21 protein-coding genes and 2 pseudogenes are annotated in these 23,937 nt (G+C 67.2%); 12 read left to right on the top strand and 11 right to left on the bottom strand.

Annotation, left to right across the window (positions count from 1 at the left end; all coding sequences use genetic code 11):
• Positions 1-74 precede the first annotated feature (74 nt).
• The 6 genes from ASD28_RS15255 (at position 75) to dctP (ending at position 5,025) form a co-directional block, all read left to right on the top strand.
• Positions 75-476 carry a hypothetical protein gene (locus ASD28_RS15255; RefSeq protein ID WP_156403779.1) on the top strand — a complete coding sequence of 134 codons (402 nt, stop codon included), beginning with the start codon at positions 75-77 and terminating at the stop codon, positions 474-476.
• Entirely contained in the window at positions 473-676 is a 204-nt protein-coding gene (locus ASD28_RS15260) for a helix-turn-helix transcriptional regulator (RefSeq protein ID WP_056129474.1), read from the top strand. Before ASD28_RS15255 ends, ASD28_RS15260 begins: the two co-directional genes overlap by 4 nt.
• Positions 673-1,623 (top strand): alpha/beta fold hydrolase, encoded by a 951-nt coding sequence (locus ASD28_RS15265; RefSeq protein WP_229412118.1) that lies wholly within the window; start codon positions 673-675, stop codon positions 1,621-1,623. Before ASD28_RS15260 ends, ASD28_RS15265 begins: the two co-directional genes overlap by 4 nt.
• Positions 1,624-1,700: 77 nt before the next feature.
• Entirely contained in the window at positions 1,701-2,168 is a 468-nt protein-coding gene (locus ASD28_RS15270; RefSeq protein WP_056129476.1) for an MgtC/SapB family protein, read from the top strand.
• Positions 2,169-2,279: 111 nt separating this feature from the next.
• Positions 2,280-3,644, top strand: a complete 1,365-nt coding sequence (locus ASD28_RS15275) for a M28 family peptidase (protein ID WP_056129478.1) — start codon at positions 2,280-2,282, stop codon at positions 3,642-3,644.
• A gap of 361 nt (positions 3,645-4,005) precedes the next feature.
• Positions 4,006-5,025 (top strand): TRAP transporter substrate-binding protein DctP, encoded by a 1,020-nt coding sequence (gene dctP, locus ASD28_RS15280; protein WP_056129480.1) that lies wholly within the window; start codon positions 4,006-4,008, stop codon positions 5,023-5,025.
• 121 nt (positions 5,026-5,146) lie between these two features.
• Here dctP and moaD read toward each other — a convergent pair whose 3' ends face one another.
• The 6 genes from moaD to kbl form a co-directional block, all read right to left on the bottom strand.
• Positions 5,147-5,404, bottom strand: coding sequence for a molybdopterin converting factor subunit 1 (gene moaD, locus ASD28_RS15285; protein ID WP_056129482.1), 258 nt, complete (start codon positions 5,402-5,404; stop codon positions 5,147-5,149).
• A gap of 8 nt (positions 5,405-5,412) precedes the next feature.
• Positions 5,413-6,621, bottom strand: coding sequence for a gephyrin-like molybdotransferase Glp (gene glp, locus ASD28_RS15290; protein ID WP_056129524.1), 1,209 nt, complete (start codon positions 6,619-6,621; stop codon positions 5,413-5,415).
• A 23-nt stretch (positions 6,622-6,644) separates the two neighbouring features.
• A complete protein-coding gene (gene thrC, locus ASD28_RS15295; protein ID WP_056129485.1) occupies positions 6,645-8,126 on the bottom strand; it encodes a threonine synthase in 1,482 nt (493 codons plus the stop codon).
• Between the two features lie 146 nt (positions 8,127-8,272).
• Positions 8,273-9,649, bottom strand: coding sequence for an L-serine ammonia-lyase (locus tag ASD28_RS15300; protein WP_056129487.1), 1,377 nt, complete (start codon positions 9,647-9,649; stop codon positions 8,273-8,275).
• 192 nt (positions 9,650-9,841) lie between these two features.
• The gene (locus ASD28_RS15305) at positions 9,842-10,804 is read right to left on the bottom strand and encodes an NAD-dependent epimerase/dehydratase family protein (protein WP_056129489.1); all 963 of its coding nucleotides are present in this window, start codon (positions 10,802-10,804) and stop codon (positions 9,842-9,844) included.
• A gap of 99 nt (positions 10,805-10,903) precedes the next feature.
• On the bottom strand, positions 10,904-12,109 hold the full coding sequence (kbl, locus tag ASD28_RS15310; RefSeq protein ID WP_056129493.1) for a glycine C-acetyltransferase: 1,206 nt from the start codon (positions 12,107-12,109) through the stop codon (positions 10,904-10,906).
• Between the two features lie 134 nt (positions 12,110-12,243).
• Here kbl and ASD28_RS15315 point away from each other — a divergent pair, with 134 nt between their 5' ends.
• Positions 12,244-12,813: a helix-turn-helix domain-containing protein gene (locus ASD28_RS15315; protein WP_056129496.1), complete on the top strand. Its 570-nt coding sequence runs from the start codon at positions 12,244-12,246 to the stop codon at positions 12,811-12,813.
• Between the two features lie 70 nt (positions 12,814-12,883).
• Here the strand turns inward: ASD28_RS15315 and ASD28_RS31850 are convergent, their stop codons facing one another.
• From ASD28_RS31850 to ASD28_RS15330, 4 genes are all read right to left on the bottom strand, one after another.
• Entirely contained in the window at positions 12,884-13,027 is a 144-nt protein-coding gene (locus ASD28_RS31850) for a hypothetical protein (RefSeq protein ID WP_156403778.1), read from the bottom strand.
• 343 nt (positions 13,028-13,370) lie between these two features.
• Positions 13,371-14,786, bottom strand: a complete 1,416-nt coding sequence (locus ASD28_RS32820; RefSeq protein ID WP_056129498.1) for a tetratricopeptide repeat protein — start codon at positions 14,784-14,786, stop codon at positions 13,371-13,373.
• A 195-nt stretch (positions 14,787-14,981) separates the two neighbouring features.
• A complete protein-coding gene (locus ASD28_RS15325; RefSeq protein ID WP_200948841.1) occupies positions 14,982-15,596 on the bottom strand; it encodes a PolC-type DNA polymerase III in 615 nt (204 codons plus the stop codon).
• A 49-nt stretch (positions 15,597-15,645) separates the two neighbouring features.
• The gene (locus ASD28_RS15330; protein WP_056129502.1) at positions 15,646-16,896 is read right to left on the bottom strand and encodes an Hsp70 family protein; all 1,251 of its coding nucleotides are present in this window, start codon (positions 16,894-16,896) and stop codon (positions 15,646-15,648) included.
• Between the two features lie 100 nt (positions 16,897-16,996).
• On the opposite strand from ASD28_RS15330, the pseudogene ASD28_RS15335 reads away from it, so the two are divergent.
• From ASD28_RS15335 to cphA, 5 genes and pseudogenes are all read left to right on the top strand, one after another.
• Positions 16,997-18,603 (top strand): annotated as a pseudogene (locus ASD28_RS15335) (cytochrome c oxidase subunit 1).
• 16 nt (positions 18,604-18,619) lie between these two features.
• Positions 18,620-19,072 (top strand): DUF2244 domain-containing protein, encoded by a 453-nt coding sequence (locus tag ASD28_RS15340; protein ID WP_056129504.1) that lies wholly within the window; start codon positions 18,620-18,622, stop codon positions 19,070-19,072.
• 230 nt (positions 19,073-19,302) lie between these two features.
• Positions 19,303-20,217, top strand: a complete 915-nt coding sequence (locus ASD28_RS15345; RefSeq protein WP_056129511.1) for an isoaspartyl peptidase/L-asparaginase — start codon at positions 19,303-19,305, stop codon at positions 20,215-20,217.
• A complete protein-coding gene (locus ASD28_RS15350; RefSeq protein ID WP_056129513.1) occupies positions 20,214-21,146 on the top strand; it encodes a cyanophycinase in 933 nt (310 codons plus the stop codon). Before ASD28_RS15345 ends, ASD28_RS15350 begins: the two co-directional genes overlap by 4 nt.
• The gene (gene cphA / locus ASD28_RS15355) at positions 21,143-23,734 is read left to right on the top strand and encodes a cyanophycin synthetase (protein ID WP_056129515.1); all 2,592 of its coding nucleotides are present in this window, start codon (positions 21,143-21,145) and stop codon (positions 23,732-23,734) included. Before ASD28_RS15350 ends, cphA begins: the two co-directional genes overlap by 4 nt.
• An 86-nt stretch (positions 23,735-23,820) precedes the next feature.
• On the opposite strand, the pseudogene sdhB reads toward cphA, so the two are convergent.
• Positions 23,821-23,937: pseudogene (gene sdhB, locus ASD28_RS31150) on the bottom strand (succinate dehydrogenase iron-sulfur subunit); the annotation flags it as partial.

The raw sequence follows: 23,937 nt of genomic DNA on the forward strand, positions 1-23,937 counted from the left end.
GATGTAAAGGAAGCTTGACATCGCCTTGCACGCGACCTACGATGTAAAGCATACTTTACATGAGGAGGTGTGTGATGCATGAGAAGCGTGTCGGCCGGGCCTACCGCAGCGAATTGTTGACGGCCATCGTCGTGTATGTCGTACTGCTGCTCGCGTCGATCCGGTACGGCCGCCCGCTGGACGACGGGGCGCTGCGCACTGCCGCCTTGCTGTCGCCGATGATCGGTTTCTGCCTGATGATCCGCGCCATCGCCCGCCACGTGGCCCGCATCGACGAATACCAGCGCATGCGTCTCCTGGAAAGCCTGGCGCTCGCGTTCGGGATCACCGGCGCGGTCACGTTCAGCTACGGCTTCCTCGAGACGGCGGGCTTCCCTAAGCTGTCGATGTTCAGCGTGTGGATGGTGATGGGCGTCAGCTGGGGTGTCGCGAGCACCATACTGTCGCTGCGCGCCCGCCGGGCCGTCGAATCATGAAGAACGCCATCCGCGACCTGCGCGCGGCGCGCGGCTGGAGCCAGGCGCACCTGGCCGAGCTGCTGGACGTCTCGCGCCAGACCGTCATCGCCATCGAGACGGGCCGCTACGACCCGAGCCTGCCGCTGGCCTTCGCGCTGGCCAGGCTGTTCGAACAACCGATCGAAACCATCTTCTTCCCCGACCAGGAGACCGCATGAACCTCTTACGCAACAAAACACTGTTCGCCGCCATCGTCGTCACGCTGTGCATGAGCACCGCCCATCACAGCCGCGCCGCCGACGCCGCGCCGGCGACCAACCGCTACGCCGCCACCATCGCGCCGGCCGAGCGCTTCGAAGTGGGCGGCGTATTGGTCGAGCGACACGGTGGCAAGGGACGGCCGTTGATCCTGATCCCGGGGCTGGCGAGCGGCAGCTGGGTGTGGCAGGACACGATCCGCGCCTTCGCGCCCGACCACGCCGTCTACGTCCTGACCTTGCCCGGCTTCGACGGCCGCCCGCCGGCCGGCCCCGCGCCGTTCGCGGCCGCGCGCGCCGCCGTCGAGGAGCTGATCGCGAGCCGCCGGCTCGACAAGCCCGTCATCGTGGGCCACAGCCTGGGCGGCATCCTCGCGCTCGCGGTCGGCGAGGACAAGCCGGCGCTGGTCGGCGGCATCGTCAGCATCGACGGCCTGCCCGTGATGCCCGGCGCAGAAGACATGACGCCGCCGCAGCGCGCCCAATTCGCCGAGCGCATGCGCGCCCAGGTCGGCAACCAGCCGCCGGAGCGGTTCGCGCAGCAGCAGCAGGGTTATATGCGCACGATCGGCGTGATGGACATGGCCAGGGCCGACGCGCTGGCCCAGCTGACGGCGCGCAGCGATCCGGCATCCGTCGGCGCATGGGCCGCCGACGTCGTGACCGTGGACCTGCGCCCCGGCCTCAAGGCGATCCAGGCGCCGGTGCTGGCGATCGTGCCCTACCTGGACCTGGACAGCAGCCAGCAGGGGCTCACACCCGCAGCCAAGGCCGACTACTACCGCGCGCTGATGGAAGGCACGCCGAAACTGCAGGTGGTGACCGTCGCGCCGTCGCGCCACTTCGCGATGGTCGACCAGCCGCAGGCCGTCACCGCCGCGATCCGCACCTTCCTCGATACGCTGTAAGCGCGTGCGCCGCCGTAAGGGCTGCGCTGGCATCATGATCGTCATCGCCATCGAGGAGACGGCAGGAAGGAGATGACATGAGCTGGGACGATGTGTGGGGCACGGTACGCGAGGAATTCACCGACATCGGCGACGGCGCGAGCATCGTGCGCATCGTCGTGCGCCTGCTGGTGGCGGTGGTGCTCGGCGGGGTGCTGGGCTGGGAGCGCGAATCCGTCGGCGCGCCCGCGGGCCTGCGCACGCACATGCTCGTGTCGCTGGGCTCCGCGCTGTTCGTCCTGATCCCGCTGCAGGCGGGCATGAAGATGGAAGACCTGTCGCGCGTGCTGCAGGGTGTCACGGCCGGCATCGGCTTCCTCGGCGCCGGCGCGATCCTCAAGCAGCGCGACCGCAACGACGTACGCGGCCTCACGACGGCGGCCAGCATCTGGCTGACGGCCGCCCTCGGCGTCGCGGCGGGCATGGGCCGCGAAGCGACGGCGCTGCTGTCGACCTTGTTCGCCCTCGTCATCCTCGCCATCCTGCGGCGCTGGTCCAAGACCTGACGGTGTAAAGATTTCCCGGTTTGCCGCCGTCGGGTACAGTGCATGGCGGTGACGCCCGCGCATCCGCACGTCGCCCCACCATACAAAAAGCCCAACCGGCCAAGGAGTCCCATGCATCCCGTTCACAAGACCGCCCTCCCCATCCTGCTGCTGCTCGGCGCCGGCGCCCACGCCGCGCCGCTCACGGACGCCACGCTGCCCGCGCGCCAGGCCGACGTCGACACCATCGTGCGCGAGATCTCGCCGCAGCGCATCCACGCCTACGTCGAAAAACTCGTGAGCTTCGGCACGCGCCACACGATGTCCGACACGGCGTCCGACACGCGCGGCATCGGCGCCGCCCGGCGCTGGATCAGGGCCGAGCTGGAACGCTGCGGCGCCGGCAAGCTGGACGTGCAGTTCCAGAGCCACGTCCACCCCGTCGCCAACCGCATCACGCGCCCGACCGAGATCGTCAACGTGGTGGCCACGCTGCCCGGCACGCAGCCGGCGTCGAAGGACCGCTACTACGTCGTCAGCGGCCATTACGATTCGCGCGTGACGGACGTGATGAATGCCACGGCCGACGCGCCTGGCGCCAACGACGACGCCTCGGGCACCGCGGCCGTCATCGAGATGGCGTGCGTGATGTCGCGCCACAAGTTCGACGCCTCGCTCGTGTTCATGACCGTCGCGGCGGAAGAGCAAGGCCTGTACGGCTCCGGGGACTACGCGGCGAAGGCGAAAGCGGCCGGCATGAACATCGCGGGCATGCTGAACAACGACATCATCGGCAGCTCGCACGACGAGAACGGCAAACTGGATAACGCGGAAGTCCGCCTGTTCGCGGAAGGCGTCCCGCCCGTGAAGGAGACGACGCCGGCGCTGCGCACTCTGCTCCAGACGGGCGGCGAGAACGACTCGATCACGCGCCAGCTCGCGCGCCACGTGAAGGAAACGGGCGAGCGCTACGTCCCGAACTTCAAGGTGAACATCATCTACCGGCGCGACCGCTACCTGCGCGGCGGCGACCACAGCCCGTTCCTCGACGCCGGCTACGCGGCCGTGCGCTTCACGGAACCGCACGAGGACTTCAACCACCAGCACCAGGACCTGCGCACGGAAAACGGCAAGAAGATCGGCGACCTCGTCGAATACGTCGATCCGGACTACGTGGCCCAGGTCGCGCGCGTCAACGCGGCGGCGCTCGCGTCGCTGGCGCTGGCGCCGGCCGCGCCGCAGGACGTCAAGGTGAAGACGGCGAACCTCGACAACGGCACGGACCTCGTGTGGAAGGCGAACGCGGAGCCCGACCTGGCCGGCTACCGCATCGTGTGGCGCGACACGACGGCAGCGCAGTGGCAGGGATCGAAATTCGTCGGCAACGTGACGACGTACCGCGTCGACCTGTCCAAGGACAACCTGTTGTTCGGCGTGCAGGCCGTCGACAAGGACGGCAACGTGAGCCCGGCCACGTATCCGTTCCCCGCACGCTGATCCTCCCCCGGTCATGCAGGGCGCATGTCCCACCCTGCATGATCTGTCAAAAAACGCCGCCGACCGCCTGGCGACGGATGTCACATTCGCGGCGCCGCAGCACGCCGCACTTCAGATCCAGCGCAAACCTCCTCGACTCTGCGGCGCGATACTGCGCCCTTGACGGCGCCCTTGTGCAGCCTGTGTTTATGCTGCGCTGCATGGTTTTTCAGCGCAATATTTTCTTGACAAGGCCACTGCTGAGCCTATTCTTATAGGCTACAAAAAATGTAAAAAGCTCGAACGATGTACGCCCATGGCGGTCGTCAAGAGGCGTCCACGATTCGTCCGGTAGTCCGCAATATCATCTTGGAGGATGTGTATGTCGGTTATCACCCGTAGGACAATGCTGGTTGGAATTGCGGCCAGTCCGCTCTTGTTGCACGCTGCATGGGCCCAGCCCACGAACCTCAAGATTTCCCATCAATTCCCCGGCGGCAGTGTCGCCGAAGGTGATTTCCGCGACCGCCTGTGCCGCATGTTCGCGGCCGAGACGGAGCGGCGGACCAAAGGCAAAGTCAAATTCTCGATCTACCCCCGCTCCACCCTGATGAAGAGCGATGCGCAGATCCCCGCCCTGGCCAAGGGCGCGCTGGACATCTCGCTGGTGCCGCTGTCGTACGCCGGCGCCGACCTGCCCGAAGTGAACATCGGCCTGATGCCCGGCCTCGTCACCTCGTACGAACAGGGCTATGCGTGGAAGAACGAAGAGATCGGCAAGGAATTCAATCGCGTGCTGGCCGACAAGGGCCTGATCATGCTGAGCTGGATCTGGCAGGCCGGCGGCATGGCGTCGCGCGGCAAGCCGATCGTCGATCCGGAAGACGCGGCCGGCCTGAAGGTGCGCGGCGGCTCGCCGGAAATGGACATGATCCTGAAGGAAGCCGGCGCCACGGTCGTCACGCTGCCGTCGAACGACATCAAGGGCGCGATGGAAAAGGGCCAGCTCGACGCGGCCATGACGTCGTCGTCGTCGCTGATCTCATTCCGCCTCGACGAAGTGAGCAAATCCGTGACGACCGCGCGCGGCGGCACTTACTGGTTCATGCTGGAACCGCTGCTGATGTCGCGCGCCGCCTTCGAGCGCCTGCCGAAGGACCAGCAGGCCGTGCTGCTGGCGGTAGGTGCCGACCTGGAAGCGTTCGCGCGCAAATCGGCCCAGCAGGACGATGCGGCCGTGGCCGCGCTGTTCCAGGGTGCCGGCGGGCGCACGGTCGACCTGAACCAGGACTCGCTGCGCAAATGGCAGGAGCTCGCACGCGCGACGGCGTGGCGCGACTATGGGGAGCGCAATGCGAATTGCGCGAAGCTGCTGGCGCTGGCGGAGAAGACGATCGTCTAATCCACCGTCGTCCCCGCGAACGCGGGGACCCATACTGAGCCCCCGACAGCCGTATCAGTGATACGTGTTTGCGGCTTCGGAAGCTGTGAATGGATTCCCGCCTTCGCGGGAACGACGTGCATTATCCACCGGTGACTGGCGGGAAGAACGCCACTTCCCCGCCCTCCTGCACCGGCGTCCCCGCTTCGCACATCACATGGTTGAACGCCATGCGCAGCGCGCGCTCGTGCGCGAGGGCGTCGGCCCACGCGCCGCCGCGCGCAATCAGGAAATCACGCACGGCGCCCACGGTCGCCACGTCCGCAGGCAGGTCCACCGACTCGCCCGACGTGCCCAGCGCTTCACGCACGCTGGCAAAGAATCGCAGATTGATTTTCATGACATCTCTCAGTACTGCAGCGACGCGAACGGAATGAAGCGCACGATGTCGCCCTTCGCGATCGCCTGGCCCGGCGGATTGTCGATCAGGCCGTCGGCCCATACCGTCGACGTCAGCACGCCGGAGCCCTGGTTCGGGAACAGATCCAGCCCGCCGGCGTCGTTGACGCGGGCACGCAGGAATTCGTTGCGGCGGTCCGGCTTCGTCCAGTCGAAATCCGCGCGCAGCGGAATCGCCTTCGGTGCCATGGCGCCCGTGACGCCCTGCAGGCGCAGCAGGAACGGCCGCACGAACAGCAGGAACGTGATGAAGCTCGACACCGGATTGCCCGGGAGGCCCAGGAAGAACGCGGAGCCCGCCCCTTCACGATGCACTTCGCCGAACGCCAGCGGCTTGCCCGGCTTGACGGCGATTTGCCACATGTTCAGGCGCCCTTCCGCTTCCACGGCCGGCTTGATGTGATCTTCCTCGCCGACGGAGACGCCGCCCGACGTGATGATCAGGTCGTGCTCTGCGGCCGCGGCACGCAAGGTGTCGCGCGTGGCCTGCAGCGAATCGGGCACGATGCCGTAGTCGCTGATCTCGCAACCGAGGTTTTCGAGGAGGCCGCGCAAGGTAAAACGGTTCGAGTTGTAGATGGCGCCCGGCGCCAGCGGCTCGCCCGGCATCGCCAGCTCGTCGCCCGTGAAGAACACGGCCACGCGCACGCGCCGGCGCACGGGCAGGCGCGCGAGGCCGACGGAGGCAGCCAGTCCCAGCTCCTGGCTGCGCAGCCGCGTACCGGCCGGCAGGATCACGGCACCGGCGACGATGTCCTCGCCGGCGCGGCGGATCCACTCGCCCGATTGCGGCACGTGCTTGATGGTGACCTGGTCGCCGTTCGCTTCGCACTGTTCCTGCATCACGACGGCATCCGCGCCCTCCGGAATCAGCGCGCCCGTGAAGATGCGCGCGGCGGTGCCCGGTTCCAGCGGCTGGCCGACGGTGCCGGCCGGGATGCGCTGGGCGATGCGCAACGTGGCCGATCCGCTTGCGCAATCGGCCGCGCGCACGGCATAGCCATCCATCTGCGTGTTGTCCGCGGACGGCACGTTCAAGCCCGACACCTGGTCGCAGGCGAGCACGCGGCCGTTGGCGGCAAGCGTGTCGACGTCCTCGACGCCGTCGACGGCACGCGCCGCCGCCAGCAGGAAGTCCAGCGCCTCGCGCACCGGCATCAGGGGCTTGCGCGCAGGCTGGTTCACTTGGCGAGCCCCGTATGCGCCGCGATGAATTGCTTCATCTCGGCGACGTTCGGCTGCATGACGACGAAGCGCTGCGGCAGCGTTTCGATGTCCTCGAAGCCGGCCGGACGGGCGGCATCGGTGCCCAGCGCTTCCAGGATCGTCTCGTTGAACTTGGCGGCGAGCGCCGTCTCCAGCACGATCATCGGCACGCCCGGTTCGACGTGTTCGCGCGCGACCTTGATGCCGTCGGCCGTGTGCGTGTCGATGGTGATGCCGTAGTCGTCGAACACGTCGCGGATCGTCGCGAGGCGGTCTTCGTGCGTCGAGCAGCCCGACTGGAAGCCATAGTTCGCGACCAGCTTGAATTCGTCGCCGTCGCTGCCCGGCGCGCCGGACAGGTCGAAGCCGCCGTGCGTGTCGACCTTGCGGAACAGCGCGTGCGTGCGGTCGGCGTCGCGGCCGACGAGGTCGTACACGAAGCGCTCGAAGTTCGATGCCTTCGAGATGTCCATCGAGGGGCTCGACGTGTGGTACGTTTCGGACGATTTACGCACGCGGTACACGCCCGTGCGGAAGAATTCGTCCAGCACGTTGTTCTCGTTCGTCGCGACGACCAGCTTCGCGATCGGCAGGCCCATCATGCGCGCGATGTGGCCGGCGCAGATATTGCCGAAGTTACCCGACGGGACGGTGAACGACACTTTCTGGTCGTTCGACGTCGTCGCGCTCAGGTAACCGCGGAAGTAGTACACGACCTGCGCCACGACGCGCGCCCAGTTGATCGAATTCACCGTGCCGATCTTCTGGCGGACCTTGAATTCGAGGTCGTTCGACACGGCCTTGACCATGTCCTGGCAATCGTCGAACACGCCTTCGACGGCGATATTGTGGATGTTCGGGTCCTGCAGGCTGAACATCTGCGCGGTCTGGAACGCGCTCATCTTCTTGTGCGGCGACAGCATGAACACGCGGATGCCGCGCTTGCCGCGCATCGCGTATTCGGCCGCGCTGCCCGTGTCGCCGGACGTGGCGCCGAAGATGTTCAGCTCGTCGCCGTTCTTCGCCAGCGCATATTCGAACAGATTGCCCAGCAGCTGCATCGCCATGTCCTTGAAGGCCAGGGTCGGGCCGTTCGACAGGCCTTGCAGGATCAAGGTGCGTTCCGGCGACTGTTCCAGCACGCGCAGCGGCGTGATCTGGCTTGCGGACTCGTCGGCGCGGGCGTTCCTGTAGACCTCGGGGGTGTACGTCTTCGCCGTGAGGGCCTTCAGGTCGGCCTCCGGAATATCGGTCGCGAACTTGCGCAGGATCTCGTACGCGAGTTCCGCGTAGGACAGCTTGCGCCAGGCGTCGAGCTCGGCGCCGGTCACCTGCGGATACTGTTCGGGCAGATACAGCCCGCCGTCCGGCGCCAGGCCGCCCAGCAGGATGTCGGAAAATTGTTGGGGATTACGTGCTGCGGACGCGCTCGTTGCGCGGGTGGACACATATTGCATACGATAGAAAAGATCGGGGTTGGCTGGCGTTGGATATTTATTATAGTCCGGACGAGCAATATTGTCTTTTTACCGAATATTGTTTTGTTATTTCGTTGGAAAATGATGCACTGCAATGCGGCCGGCGCGAAAGCCCACCGTTTGCATCAGCACGCGGCGTGATTCACCGTCACCACGTGGATCGCCAGGCCGCCCAGCGACGTTTCCTTGTACTTCGCCTGCATGTCGAATCCGGTCTGGCGCATCGTCTCGATGACCTCGTCCAGGGTGACGAAGTGCGTGCCGTCGCCCTTCATCGCCAGCGACGCCGCCGTGATCGCCTTGATCGCGCCCATGCCGTTGCGTTCGATGCACGGGATCTGGACGAGGCCACCGATCGGGTCGCAGGTCATGCCCAGATGGTGTTCGATGCCGATCTCGGCCGCGTTTTCGATCTGGCCGTTGGTGCCGCCCAGCGCGGCGACGAGCCCCGCCGCCGCCATCGCGCACGCGACGCCGACCTCGCCCTGGCAACCGATCTCCGCACCGGAGATGGACGCGTTCTTCTTGCACAGCATGCCGATCGCGGCCGCCGTCAGCAGGAAGTCGTGGATGCCGCGGCGCGCATCGGTCGGACGGCAATCCTCGGCGTAGTAGCGCAACACGGCCGGGACGATGCCGGCCGCGCCGTTCGTCGGCGCCGTCACCACGCGGCCGCCAGCCGCGTTCTCTTCGTTGACGGCCATCGCGTACAGGCTGACCTGGTTGACGGCGTCGTGCGGCAGGTGGTTCGTCGCGTTGTGCGCCGCCTGCTCCTGGCGCCACAGCTTCGCCGCGCGGCGCTTGACGTTCAGCCCGCCCGGCAGTTCCCCTTCCGTGACGAGGCCGTGCTCGATGCAGCTGCGCATCACTGCCCAGATGCGGTCCAGGCCGGCATCCAGCGCGTCGTTCGTCATGCGCGCGCACTCGTTCGCGCGCAGCATGGCCGGGATCGTCAGGCCGTCGCGCTCGCCCTGCGCCAGCAGCTCGCGCATCGTCGAGAACGGGAACGGCACCGCGACCGTCTCGCGCGCCGCCTGCGTTTCGCCCGGGGCCGTGACGAAGCCGCCACCGACCGAGTAATAAATGCGCTCGATGACGCTGCCGTCGGCCAGCTTCAGCACGAAGCGCATGCCGTTCGGATGATCCGGCAGCGTGGATTGCTTGTGCCACACGAGCCCCGTGCCGCGGGTGAACGGCACAGTCTTGGTGCCGAGCAGGTTCAGCACGCCGTCCAGTTCCGCTTCCGCGAGCTTGTCCTCGACGGTGTCCGGGTCGACGTCCTGCGGCGTCTCGCCCATCAGGCCGAGGATCACGGCCTTGTCGGTGGCGTGGCCAATGCCCGTCAGCGCCAGCGAACCGTATAAATGGGCTTCGACGCCGACCGCGTCATCCAGCGGCCCGCATTCGGTGAGGAAGCGGCGTGCGGCCACCATCGGGCCGACGGTGTGCGAGCTGGAAGGGCCGATGCCGACCTTGAACAGGTCAAATACGCTCATGTCCATGAGCTGTCTCCTTGTTGTGTAGCGGGCTGTTGAAACGTCTCGTGGACGCCGCCCTCAAAAAGCGTCATTCCCGCGGAAGCGGGAATCCATGCTGAATCGGCAATGCCAGCTCAGCTCGGATTCCCGCCTTCGCGGGAATGACGGTGCATATGTTGTCCACTTATGGTGAATCCACACATGCGCATAGTGTACTCAAGCCGCCTTGCTCATCCCGACATCGACATTGGCCAGCATGTCCTCGACCATCTCGTCGACCTTGACGCGCGCCTTCCAGCCCCAGTCCGCGGCCGCGCGGCTGTCGTCGAGGCTCTTCGGCCAGGAATCGGCGATCTGCTGGCGGCTGTCCGGCTGGTATGCGATACGGAACGCCGGCAGTTTTTTCTGGATCGCGGCGGCCAGTTCGCGCGGGTTGAACGACACGCCGGCCACGTTGTACGAGGAACGGATGACGACCTGCTCCGCCGGCGCGTCCATCAGCTCGATGGTGGCGCGGATCGCGTCCGGCATGTAGATCATCGGCAGCGTCGTTTCCGGGCCGAGGAAGCATTCATACGTCTCGCCGCGCAGCGCCGCGTGGAAGATCGCGATCGCGTAGTCCGTCGTGCCGCCGCCCGGGGGCGACTTGTAGCTGATGATGCCGGGGTAGCGGATGCTGCGCACGTCCACGCCATATTTCGCATGGTAGTACTCGCACAGGCGCTCGCCGGCCAGCTTGCTGATGCCGTAGATCGACGTCGGGTCCATGATCGTGTACTGCGGCGTGGATACACTCGGCGTGTTCGGGCCGAACGCGGCGATCGACGACGGCCAGAAGACCTTCAGCGGCTTGCCGGCTTCGCCGCGTTCGCGCGCGATCTCGAGGATGTTCAGCAGGCCGTCCATGTTCAGCGTCCACGCCTTCAACGGCGCCTTTTCGCCCGTGGCCGACAGCAGCGCCGCCAGCTGGTACACCTGGGTGATGTCGTCGTCGGCGATGAGGCGGGCCACCGCGTCCTGGTCGAGCACGTCGACGCGGACGTAGCGCGCGGCGCCGTAGATATTGTCCGTGCCGATGTCCGCCGCGATCACGTTGGCCGCGCCGTGCTGCTGCGCGAGGGCGGTCACCAGTTCACTGCCGATCTGGCCGTTGGCGCCGATGATGAGGATGCGTTCCATGCTTGTTTCCCTTGCTCTTTGTGCGGCTTCGTGAGCCGGTTCCCGGCGCTTCGCTTCGTGGGCGGCGCATCCGGTCGATCGATGGTCCAGCGGCCGCGGTCAGGCGGCATTGAGGATGCCCAGTTCGCGGCCGGCCTGCTCGAAGGCGCCCAGCACCTTGTCCAGCTGTTCGCGGGTATGCGCGGCCGACAGCTGCACGCGCACGCGCGCCTGCCCCATCGGCACCACCGGGTAGAAGAAGCCCGACAGCAGCACGCCCAGTTCGAACATGCGGGCGGCGAATTTCTGCGCGACGGGTGCGTCGAACAGCATCACCGGCACCACCGGGTGCGTGCCCGGCTTGATGGTGAAGCCGATTCGTTCGATCTCGCGGCGGAAATAGGCGGTGTTCTCGTGCAGGCGGTCGCGCAGCTCGGTCGACTTGCCGATGCGGTCCAGCACCGCGAGCGACGCGCCGGCGATCATCGGCGCCAGCGTGTTCGAGAACAGGTACGGACGCGATTTCTGGCGCAAGGTCTCGATGACTTCCTTGCGGCCGGACGTAAAACCGCCCATCGCGCCGCCCAGCGCCTTGCCCAGGGTGCCCGTGATGATGTCGATCTTGCCGATCACGCCGCAGTGCTCGTGCGTGCCGCGGCCCGTCTTGCCCATGAAGCCGGACGCGTGCGACTCGTCGATCATCGTCAGCGCGCCATATCGTTCGGCCAGCGCCACGATCCTGTCGAGTTGCGCAATCGTGCCGTCCATCGAGAACACGCCGTCCGTGACGATGATCTTGTGGCGCTTGCCCGCGTCCGTCGCGGCCTGCAGCTGCTGTTCCAGGTCGGCCATGTCATTGTTGGCATAGCGGTAGCGCGCGGCCTTGCACAGCCGGACGCCGTCGATGATCGACGCGTGGTTCAGCGCATCCGAGATGATCGCGTCGTTCTCGTCGAACAGCGGCTCGAACACGCCGCCGTTGGCGTCGAAGGCGGCCGCGTACAGGATCGTGTCTTCCGTGCCGAGGAAGTCCGACAGCTTCTTCTCGAGCTCCTTGTGCACCGTCTGCGTGCCGCAGATGAAACGCACGGACGACAGGCCGTAGCCGTATCGCTGCAGCGCCGCTTCGGCCGCCTTCTGCGTCTCCGGGTCGCCCGACAGGCCGAGGTAGTTGTTGGCGCACATATTGATCAGCGTGCGGCCATCGTCGGCGACCACTTCGGCGCCCTGGCGCGAGGCGAGCACGCGTTCGGGCTTGAACAGGCCTTCGGTCTTGAGCGTGTCGAGTTTCTGCTGGAGGCCGCTATAGAATGCTTGATCGCTCATGTTTCCTCGTCCTTGTCGGTTGGCGAATGGTATAGTGTGGATTCGTTCGATGTATGGAACTTGTTCTATATTTCGAACAGAAATTCAATATATTGAATATTACTCCCAGCCATTGAACTTGGCAAGCAAGCTCCATGAACAACAATACCAGCGCTCCGCCGGAAGTCGGCGCCACCCTGCAACGGCTGCGACTCGCGCGCGGCCTGACCCTGGAAGACCTGTCGCGCATCGCCGGCGTCTCCAAATCGATGCTGTCGCAGATCGAACGCGAAAAGGCCAACCCCACCATCGCCATCACGTGGCGCCTGGCCAATGCGCTCGGCGTGCAGATCGGCGAATTACTGTCGTCCGAAGTGCGCGCCGTCGACCTGATCCGTGTCGTCGACGCCCACGAAATCCCCACCTTGCCCGGCAGCCACGCGGGCTACTCGCTGCGCATCCTGGGACCGATGGACCTTGCCGGCAAGTATGAATGGTATGAACTGACGTTGCAGCCGGGCGGCGAACTGGCGTCGCAGGCCCATGATCCTGGTACCAATGAGCATTTGACCGTGGTAACTGGGACGGTGGAATTGGAGGTCGGGGCCGAGAAGCGAAAAATCAAGCACGGTGCGACGGCGCGCTATCCGGCCGACCAGAATCATGCCATCCGGAATGCCGGCAAGACGGAGGCGAAGGCCTTGCTGGTGGTTGTGCACCGGTAAATGAAAAAACCCCGCACACGGCGGGGTTCATTCCTGGCGCCTGGGCGCCCGTAATACCTGCGGCTCGCGCTTACAGCGGCGGCGTATGGCGATACGACGCGCCGACGGTTTCGATGGCGCGGCGGGCTTCCTGGCAGAACGCGCGGAACAGACGGCCGAGCTTGCTCTCAGCGGTCAGGCGGGTCGAGGTCGGGATCGTGGTCGTGGCGTTCATGGCAACTCCATTCATCATTTCGTTCAGTGATGTATCCAGTGTACGCCGCCGGCAGATATCAATCCAATTTCGTTTTCCGATCACCGCGATATGTTTTTGTGATGTCTCCCCCGCTGTCATATTGCGTGCGATGACAGCGGGGATCACGCAAGCTTATATCTCCGCGCCGCCCGCGGCGGTGGGCGACACCTCCACGTCGAGCGCCTTCGTCAGGAAGCACCAACGGTCGGCCACTTCCTCGATCTGCTTGCTCGTCGGCTTGCCCGCGCGACGATGGGTTGTCGGCGGATGCCGCTGAGCACGAGAACCCGACTCAGCTGTCAGGACGACAACACCACGAGACTCACGCGGCACGCCGCTCCGGTCCCGCGTACGACCGGGCACTCTGCCACTGGCGCCGCATGTCGTCCGCGCTCGCGATCTGTTCCTCCGACAGGCGGCGCGCGACGATCGCCTTGTTCGCGCCGGCGGCCGGGTCGCCGGCGTCGGCCGCCAGCAGCATCCACATGTACGAGCGCACGGTATCGCGCGCGACGCCGCGGCCGCTGTTGTACATGCCGCCCAGGTTGTACTGGGCCAGTGCGTGGCCCTGTTCGGCGGCCAGCCGGTACCAGTGCACGGCCTGCGCGTCGTCCTGCGCCACGCCCTGGCCGTTCGCATACATGACGCCGAGATTGTTCTGGGCGCTCGCATCGCCCTGCTCGGCGGCGCGCCGGTACCACGCCGCCGCCAGCGCCTCGTCACGGCGCACGCCCTGGCCGTTCGCGTACATCACGCCGAGCGTGAACTGGGCCTTCGCGGCGCCCTGCTCGGCCGCGCGCCGGTACCAGTACAGCGCCTGCTCCGGATCGCGCGCGACGCCGCGCCCGAACGCGTAGCGGTTGCCCAGGTTCACCTGGGCCAGCACGTGGCCCTGCTCGGCCGCGGCCAGCGTCCACGCCAGCGCGGGGCCGCTCCAGCGCGCCCCATCGCCCGCGCCCGCGAGCGCCTCCGCGTCGGCCGCGCCCAGCAGTTGGGCGAGGCTGAACTGCGCTTCCGCGTCGCCCTGCTCGGCGGCGCATTCGAGCCAGGCGCGCGCGCCCTGCGCGTCGGACGGCAACCCATGCCCCACCAGGTACGCGAGCCCCAGCAGGCGCTGCGCCGGCGCATGGCCGCGCGCGGCCGCGCGCCGGAACCAGTACAGCGCCTCGGCCTCGCTGCGCGCCACGCCCTCGCCGCCGCGGTACATCAGGCCGAGGCAGACGGCGGCCTCGGCATCGTCCAGCAGCGCGGCCTTGCGGAACCACGCCATCGCGAGCGGCAGGCTGCGCGCCACGCCCTCGCCGTCCCGGTAGCACGTGCCGAGCAGCCGCTGGGCGCTGGGCAGGTCCTGCTCGGCGGCCTTGTAGTACCAGGCGACCGCCTCGGCGGCATCGCGCACGACGCCCCGCCCGGCCCGGTACAGGTCGCCCAGGTTCTGCTGCGCCGACGCGTCGCCCTGGGCGGCGGCGAGGCCGAACCAGTACGCCGCCTCGTCGTCGGACTGCGCCACGCCCCGCCCCAGGAAATACATGCTGCCCAGGTGGTTCTGGGCGAACGCGAGGCGCTGGCGCGCGGCCCGCTCCAGCCACCGGCAGGCGGCGACGTCGTCCTGCGGGGCACCGTCGCCTTCCTTGTACATCATGCCCAGGTTGAACTGCGCATAGGCATCGCCACACGCGGCGGCGCGGGCGAACCAGGCGAGCGCGCCGGCGCGCGGGAGGGACTCGTGACTGTGCATGCGGTAGCTCCTGACGGACTCGCGTTGAGGTCAAAGAATTGCCAAAAGTGTAATGACGAGATGCATTACGGATTTGACTTGCGCCAACGTGGAGGGGATGGACGACGGCAAAAACGACGCCGGCGCGACGGCTCGGCCGGCGGGGACAGTGCCACGCGACGAAGCCCTACTGCGTGCAGGAAATAAGAGGCCGGATCAGGCCGTTGCGCGCCGCCCGGACGCGTACACACCCATGAACGCGTCGACCTTCGCCGCCGCCACGCGGTTCAGCGCGACGAGCAGGTCCGGATCGACGCCCGCCAGCCCGTAGGCGTCGCCGAGATGGCGGCCGATATGCAGCAGCAGCTGGGCGGCCGCTTCGGCGTCGGCCTCGGCCCGGTGGGCGTTGCCTTTGAAGACGATGCCGAGCGCGCGCGACAACTGGCCCAGCTTGTAGCTCGCCATGCCGGGGAACACGCGGCGCGACAGCTTCAGCGAGCACACGAGCCCGGCATGCCGGCAACCGTGTCCGAGCAGCGCGCCCTCGGCCTTGAGGAATTTCTCGTCGAAGCTGGCATTGTGCGCGGCCAGCACGTCGTCGCCGATGAAGTCGATGAGCGCGGGCACGACCTCGGTGGCCGGCGGCGCGCCGTCGACCATCGCCTGCGTGATGCCCGTCAGCTGGGTGATGAACGACGGCACGCGCACGCCGCAGTTCACCAGCGAGACGTAGCGCTCGACGATCCGGCCGTCCGCGATGCGCAGGGCCGCGACCTCGGTGATGCGGTCGCCGGCGCCGGGCGACAGGCCGGTGGTCTCGAAGTCGAGCATGACGATGGAACGTTCGAACACGGTACTTCCTTTCTTCAACCAGATCGCGTTAACCAAACTTGCGGGCGGCGTCGATCGCCAGCCCGGCGCCGATGCTGCCGAACAGGTCGCCCTCGACGCGGCGCGCGTCCGGGACGATGGCGGCGATCCGCTCGCGCAGGCTCGCCACGCCGCTGGAGCCGCCCGTGAAGAACACGGTATCGACGCGCTCGGGGCCGATGCCCGCTTCGTCCAGCAGCCGCTGCACGGTCGCGCCGACGCTGTCGATCATGCCGGCGATCGCGCCCGTGAACAGGTCGCGGTGGATGCGCAGCAGTTCGGGCGGTTCGAGGCGGTCGAGGTCGAGCGCCACTTCCGGCGTGTCCGACAGGCCGATCTTCGCTTCTTCCACGCGCATCGCGAGCCAGTGGCCGGCGCGGTCGTCGATGAGGCGCTGCAGGCGCTTGAGCTTGTCCGGCTCGGCCGCATCGCGCACGAGGTCCGCGAGCTGCGCGACGCTCTTGCGCGTATAGGCCTGGTTGATCGTGTGCCACGTCGCCAGGTTGAAATAATAGCTCGACGGCACCGAGGCGCCCGACAGCAGCGTGCTGCCATGACCCAGCAGCGGCATGACGGACGCGAGGCTCAGGTATTTGTCGAAGTCCGTGCCGCCGATGTGCACGCCGCCGGTGGCGAGGATGTCGTCGCGGCGGTCCAGGCGGTTCGCGCGCGCCGGCCCCAGGCGCACGAGCGAGAAGTCGGACGTGCCGCCGCCGATGTCGGCGATCAGCACCAGCTCCTCGCGTTCGATGCGGGATTCGTAGTCGAACGCGGCCGCGATCGGTTCGTACTGGAAGCCGATCTCGGCAAAGCCCACGGAACGGGCGATGTCGGCGAGCGTGTCCTCGGCGAGGCGGTCCGCCTCCGGATCGTCGTCGACGAAGTACACGGGACGGCCGAACACGGCGCGGTCGAAACCGCGGCCCGCCTCGCGCTCGGCGCGGCGCTTGACCTCGCCGATGAAATGCCCCAGCAGTTGACGGAACGGCAACGCGCGCCCCGCGACTTCCGTCTGGCCATCCATCAGGCTGGTGCCCAGCAGGCTCTTCAGCGACCGCATCAGGCGCCCGTCATAGCCCTCCAGGTAGTCGGCCAGGGCGGCGCGGCCATAGCGCACCTGCTCGTCGTCCGCGTTGAAGAACACGACGGACGGCAGGGTCGGCTTGCCGTCCTCGAGGGGCAGCAGCGTGGGTTGGCCGGGCCGCACCCAGCCGACGGTGGAATTGGACGTGCCGAAATCGACGCCGCAAGCGTTGGCCATGGAAGTCTCTCGATGAAAGGGGCGAGATGTTACCAGATTCCGGCCGCGGAACCAACGCCGGCCCGGCTTGTCTCATGCACACGACGCCAACGGAGCAGACATGACGACGACGGCAGGCAGTTCCGATTACGCCCCCGGCGGCCATTCCGGCGCGCACGCGCACCCGCACGGGTGGCGGCGCTGGCTGTTCGCGACGAACCACAAGGACATCGGCACGCTGTACCTGTGGTTCTCCGTCACCATGTTCATGGTCGGCGGCGTGCTGGCCCTGCTGATCCGGCTGGAACTGTTCCAGCCCGGCCTGCAATTCTTCCAGCCGGAGCTGTACAACCAGTTCGTCACCATGCACGGCCTCGTGATGATCTTCGGCGCCATCATGCCCGCCTTCGTCGGCTTCGCGAACTGGATGGTGCCGCTGCAGGTGGGCGCGGCCGACATGGCGTTCGCCCGCATGAACAATTTCTCGTTCTGGCTGCTGCCGCCCGCCGCGAGCCTGCTCGTGGGCTCGTTCTTCGTCGCCGGCGGCGCCAACGCGGCCGGGTGGACCATGTACCCGCCCCTGTCGGTCCAGATGGGCCCGGGGATGGACATGACGATCTTCGCCGTGCACATGATGGGCGTGTCGTCCATCATGGGCGCCATCAACATCATCACGACGATCCTGAACCTGCGAGCGCCCGGCATGTCGCTGATGAAGATGCCGATGTTCTGCTGGACGTGGCTGATCACCGCCTACCTGCTGATCGCCGTGATGCCGGTGCTGGCGACGGCCGTCACGATGATCCTCACCGACCGCCATTTCGGCACCACGTTCTTCAACGCGGCCGGTGCCGGGGACCCCGTCATGTACCAGCACATCTTCTGGTTCTTCGGCCACCCCGAGGTCTACATCATGATCCTGCCCGGCTTCGGCATCATCTCGCAGGTCATTCCCGCATTTTCGCGCAAGGCCCTGTTCGGCTATGCGTCGATGGTCTATGCGACGGCCGCCATCGCCATCATCTCGTTCATCGTGTGGGCGCACCACATGTTCACGACCGGCATGCCCGTCACGGGCCAGCTGTTCTTCATGTATGCGACGATGCTGGTCGCCGTCCCCACGGGCGTGAAGGTGTTCAACTGGGTCGCCACGATGTGGAAGGGGTCGCTCAGTTTCGAAAGTCCGATGCTGTTCGCCGTCGGCTTCATCTGGGTGTTCACGATCGGCGGCTTCACGGGCCTCATCCTCTCCGTGGCGCCGATCGACGTCCAGGTGCAGGATACTTACTACGTGGTCGCGCACTTTCCTCATTTTCTTTCCGTGCTGGCGGCGGGGTAGCTATCGTCCTGGACGCCGGTTATTACGACTGGGCGCCGAAATGGACCGGACACATGATCGACGAACGACGGGGGCGTTTTCACTTCTGGAATTCGCTCGTCTGGGTCAACGTGACCTTTTTCCCGATGCACTTCCTCGGGCTGGCGGGCATGCCGCGCCGCTACGCCGACTATCCCGTCCAGTTCACGGACTTCCATGCCATCACGTCCGTCGGCGCCCTGCTGTTCGGCCTGTCGCAGGTGTACTGGCTGTTCCGGGTCGTGATTCCGAACATCCGCGGCGGCGCGCCTGCACCGCCGAAGCCGTGGGAAGGCGCGGAAGGCCTCGAATGGACCGTCCCCAGCCCGGCGCCCTTCCACACGTTCGAGACGCCGCCGCTCGTCAAGTGAACCCGGGAGTGCCTCCATGACGCGCGAATGGACATTGCGGCGCAATTGCTCCCTGTCCCCGCGCCAGGTCGCGCGCGCGTATGCCGTCCTGTGTCTCGGCTCGCTCGCCGTCGCGCTCGGCTTTCTCCTCCACGGCATCTGGTTCGTCCTCGCGTTTTCCCTGATCGAGCTGGCACTCGTGGGGCTCGCCCTCCTCGTCTATGCGCGCCACGCGACGGACCACGAGCGCATCGCCCTGTCCGAGTCCGGCCTGCTCGTCACCTGCGTCCAGGCCGACCACCGGGAACTCGTGCGGCTCGATCCCCTGTGGACCCGCGTCGTCGTGCCGGACGAACGCCGCCGCACGCTGATCCAGCTGGAATCGCGCGGCGTCAAGGTGGAGATTGGACGCTTCGTGGACGATTCCCGGCGCCGCCAGGTGGCGCGCGAACTGCGCCAGGCGCTGCGCAGCGTGTCCGCGATGCGGTAGCGCAACGTTGTCAATACGTTCCTGGCTGAAACGAAGCAAGCTGGGATATCCGCATTCCCACTCCTTCGGACGGCTTTCTCGTCGAGCTGATCCGTGTAAGCCGCGTCCGACAACCACACGGCAACGCGACCGATGTTTCTATTTTTTTATGTTTTGCATAATGCGGTATCTGCTTTGCCGCACCGCGTTGGTGCGCCCATTGCGCAAGTTTCCCAGGAGAGAAGAACAACATGAGCGTTACGCAAGGATATGCAATCGTCGTGCACGGCGGCGCCGGCAGCCCGCGCGCGTACGACGACGGCTGCGAGCGCGCGGCGCAGCGGGCCGTCGAGGAACTGGCCATCAGCGCCGACGCGCTCGAGGCCGCCATCGCGGCGGTCGTATCGATGGAAGACGACGGCCGCTTCAATGCCGGCAGCGGATCGGTCCTGTGCCTGGACGGCGCGACCGTCGAGATGGACGCCTCCATCATGGACACGCGCGGCCGCCTCGGCGCCGTCGCCTGCGTGCAGGGCGTCAGGAACCCCGTGCTGCTGGCGCGGGCCGTCGCCGAGACACCGCACTGGCTGCTGGCCGGCGACGGCGCCGCCCGCTTCGCCGCCGCCATCGGCCACCCGACCCACACCACCATCTCCGACCACCAGCGCCAAGCGCACGAGAAAGTCGTGCGCGAACTGGCGGGCAGCGTGCCCGCGATGCCCGGGATCTCGGAAGAAGCGAAAGCCTTCCTGCGCTTCTGGAATTACCAGACACCGCTCGACCTGCCCGCACACGCCGCATGCGACACCGTCGGCGCCGTCGTGCGCGGACCGGACGGCCACTTCGCCGTCGCGCTGTCCACGGGCGGCTCGGCGCCGTCGCTGCTGGGCCGCGTGGGCGACACGCCGATCATCGGCAGCGGCTTCTACGCCGGCCCGGAGGGCGCCGTCGCGGCCACCGGCATCGGCGAACAGATCGTGCGCCACCTGCTGGCGCGCACGGTGTACGGCTGGATCGAGGACGGCATGCCGCTCGAAAAAGCCCTCCAGCGCGGCGTCGACCTGTTCGATCCGAAGGTGCCCGTCGGCCTGATTGCCGTGACGCGCACCGAAGCCGCTGCGCACAGCAACCAGGACATGCCCCACGCAAGGATCGTCCAACCATGACCGCACAGGACAAGAACGCCATCGCCCTGGCGGAACAGGCGGATCAGGTCGCCAAGAGCCATGGCCACCTCGTCATCATCGGCGGGGGCGAAGACAAGCAGAACGACATGGCGATCCTGAAACGCTTCGTCGAGCTGTCCGGCGGGCCGGGCGCGAAGATCGTCGTCATCACGGCGGCGAGCAGCGTCGCGGTGAACATGTGGGACACGTATGACCGCGCGTTCGCGGACCTGGGCGTCACCCGCCACTCGCACCTGCACCTGCAGAGCCGCCATGACGCGAACGACGACAGGCATATCCACGACGTCGCCGACGCCGACGGCATCTTCATGACGGGCGGCGACCAGAAACGCCTGCTCGCGATCATCGGCGGCACGGCGCTGGACACCGCGATGCACGCCGCGCTCAAGCTGCGCGGCGCCTGCATCGGCGGCACGAGCGCCGGCGCATCCGCCATGTCCGGCCACATGCTCGCGCAGGGCCGCGCGGAACTGCATGCCGAAAAGGGTTCCGTGAGCCTCGGTGCGGGCCTCGGCTTCCTGCACAAGGTCGTCATCGACCAGCATTTCTCCGAACGCCAGCGGCTGTCGCGGCTGTTGTCCGTCGTCGCCCAGAACCCGTATTTGCAGGGGATCGGGATCGACGAGGACACGGCCCTCGTCGTCGAGCGCGGCGTCGGCATCGAAGTGGTCGGCCAAGGCGCCGTCACCATCGTCGACGGCCGGACGATGTCGACGAACGTGGCGGAGATCGCCAATCACGAGACGCCGGAACTGATCGACGTCCGCCTCCACCTGCTGCCGGCCGGCAGCAAATACGCACTACCCGGCAATAGCGACGACGACGCAAGCCGTGGCGACGGACCGCGCATCCCGCAGCCCCTGCTCGAGTTCTTGGAAAACATCACGAAACGGAATCCGATCTCATGAACATCGTAGAACAACGCTTCCTGCGCGGCCCGAGCCTGTATGCGGCGACGCCCTGCCTGCTGGCCGTGATCGAACTCGCCGGCCAGCAGAACGCGGCCGGCCTCGGCGCGCGCCTGTTGGCCCTCCTGCCGGCGATGCCGGCCGAAGCGGCGGCGCGCCTGTCGGACTGCCAGGCCGCGCACGAAGCGCTCGAACCCGTGGTGATGGAATTGCAGCGCCTTGCCGGCGCGCCTGGCACCTTCGGCATGACGAAGACCGATCCCGCCAGGCCGGGACAGGGTCGCGTCGTCTGCGGCTACACGGTGGAACAGGTCGCGGGCCAGGCGCTGCGCACGGCGGCCGCGCTGATCGATGCATGCGCGGGCCATGTGCCGTTCGACCTGGACGCCGCGCTGGACGACCTGCGCGACACCGCACACCGCCACGCCATCGGCACGAGCACCGCGGCTGTTCTGGCGGCCGCGCACCGGCGCGGCATCCCGAGCCTGCGCCTGATCGAGGAAGCGAACCTGTTCCAGCTGGGCTGGGGCAGCCGCCAGAAGCGCCTGCAGGCGACGATCACGGGCGCGACCAACCACGTGGCCGTCGGCATCGCCAGCGACAAGCAGCTGACCAAGACGCTGCTCGACCAGGCCGGCGTCCCCGTGCCGGCGGGTTCCACGGTCACCACGCTCGAACAGGCGCTGCGTGAGGCGCGCCGCATCAAGGGACCGGTGACGGTGAAGCCGCTGGACGCGAACCAGGGCAAGGGCGTGACGGTCAACTGCGCGACCCAGGACGAGATCGCGCGCGCGTTCGAATTCGCCTGCAAATACGGGCGCCACGTCATCGTCGAGGAATTCCTGCAGGGCCGCGACTATCGCGTGCTCGTCACGGGCCGCAAGGTGGCCGCCGCGTCGTGGCGCCGGCCGCCGCACGTGACCGGGGACGGCGTGTCGACGGTGCGCGAACTGGTCGAGAACGAAAACCGCAACCCCGCGCGCGGCGACGGCCATGCGAACATCCTCACGAAGATCCCGCTGGACGACCTCGCGCTGCAGGTGCTGGCGAACCAGGGCCATGACCTGGACTCGGTCCCCGCGGAGGGCAGCGTGGTCGACCTGCGCGGCAACGCCAACCTGTCCACCGGCGGCACCGCGGAGGACGTGACGGACCTGCTGCCGGAAGAAACCCGCGACATCTGCATCCGCGCCGCGCGCACGATCGGGCTGGACGTCGCAGGCATCGACATCGTCTGCCAGGACATCGCCCGCCCGCTGCGCGAACAGAACGGCGGCATCATCGAAGTCAACGCGGCGCCGGGCATCCGCATGCACCAGTACCCGAGCCGCGGCACGCCGCGCGACGCTGGCGCCGCCATCGTCGACGCGCTGTTCGGCGAGGACGACGGCCGCATTCCCGTCGTCGCCGTGACGGGCACGAACGGCAAGACGACGACCAGCCTCCTGATCGCGCACGTGACGCGCCTCGCGGGCCTGCGCACGGGCGTGACGACGACGGAAGGCGTGTACATCGACGGCGAACGGATCGTGAAAGGCGATTGCACCGGGTACCGCTCGGCGCGCACCGTCCTCGCGTCGCCCGACGTCGACTTCGCCGTGCTGGAGACGGCGCGCGGCGGCATCCTGAAACGCGGCCTCGCGTTCGACCGCTGCGACGTCGCCGTCGTGCTGAACGTGTCGGCCGACCACCTGGGCCTCGACGGCATCGACACGGTCGAGGAACTCGCGCGCGTGAAGTTCGTGATCGCCGAGCGGGCGCGCCGTGCCGTCGTGCTGAACGCGGAAGACGACCATTGCGTCGCGATGTCGTCCGAGCTCGCGCATGGCGTGGAAATCCTGTACTTCTCGCTCGACGCGGACAACCCTGTCCTGCTGCGCCACCTGGAGAACGGCGGTCGCGGCGTCTACCTGGAAGACAACACGATCGTGCTGGCGAACGGCACACGCCACGAGGCGCTGCTGGACGTGCGCACGATGCCCTGCACGATGAAAGGCGCGGCGCGCTACAACATCGCCAACGCGCTGGCCGCCGCCGCCGCGCTCAGCGCGACGGGCTTCGGCAATATCGAGATCGCGGCCGGCCTGCGCACGTTCGTCTCCGACTGGAAGCACAACCCGCTGCGCTCGAACGTGTTCGACGTGGACGGTGTGACCGTCATTTTCGACTACGCCCACAACACGGCCGCCTATGCCGCGCTCGCGGAGACGGCACGCGCGCTGACGCCGGGCCGCCTCGTCGGCGTCGTCGCGGCGCCGGGCGACCGCCGCGATGAAGACCTCGTCGCCATCGGCGAGACGTGCGCGGCCGGCTTCGACGAGCTGGTCGTGTACGAGACGGAGAACCGGGGCCGCGCGGCCGGCGAGGTGGCCGCGCTGCTCGTGCAGGGTGCGCGCCTCGGGAAGTACGAGACGGATCACCTGCAGGTCGAGCTGGACGTGCACGAGGCGATCCGCGCCGGCCTCGCGCGCTGCGAGCCGGGCGACGTACTGGTGTTCGGCTGCGGCTCGGCGCTCACCGAGCTGACGGAAGCGATCCGGCCGACATCGCCCGCGACGGCGAGCAGGATCGAGGCAGAGGCAGTATAGGAGCCGTGGTTACCGCGCAGGCGGGAACCCATACTGAGTGTCCCAACTGGGTCAGTATGGATCCGCGCCTTTGCGGGGACGACGGTTTAGATCGCGCGGCGTACCAGCAATTCCTTGATCTTGCCGATGGCCTTGTTCGGGTTCAAACCCTTCGGGCACACGTCCGTGCAATTCATGATCGAGTGGCAGCGGAACAGGCGGTA

It is taken from the genome of Massilia sp. Root133 (assembly GCF_001426525.1).
Lineage (GTDB): Bacteria > Pseudomonadota > Gammaproteobacteria > Burkholderiales > Burkholderiaceae_D > Telluria > Telluria orientalis.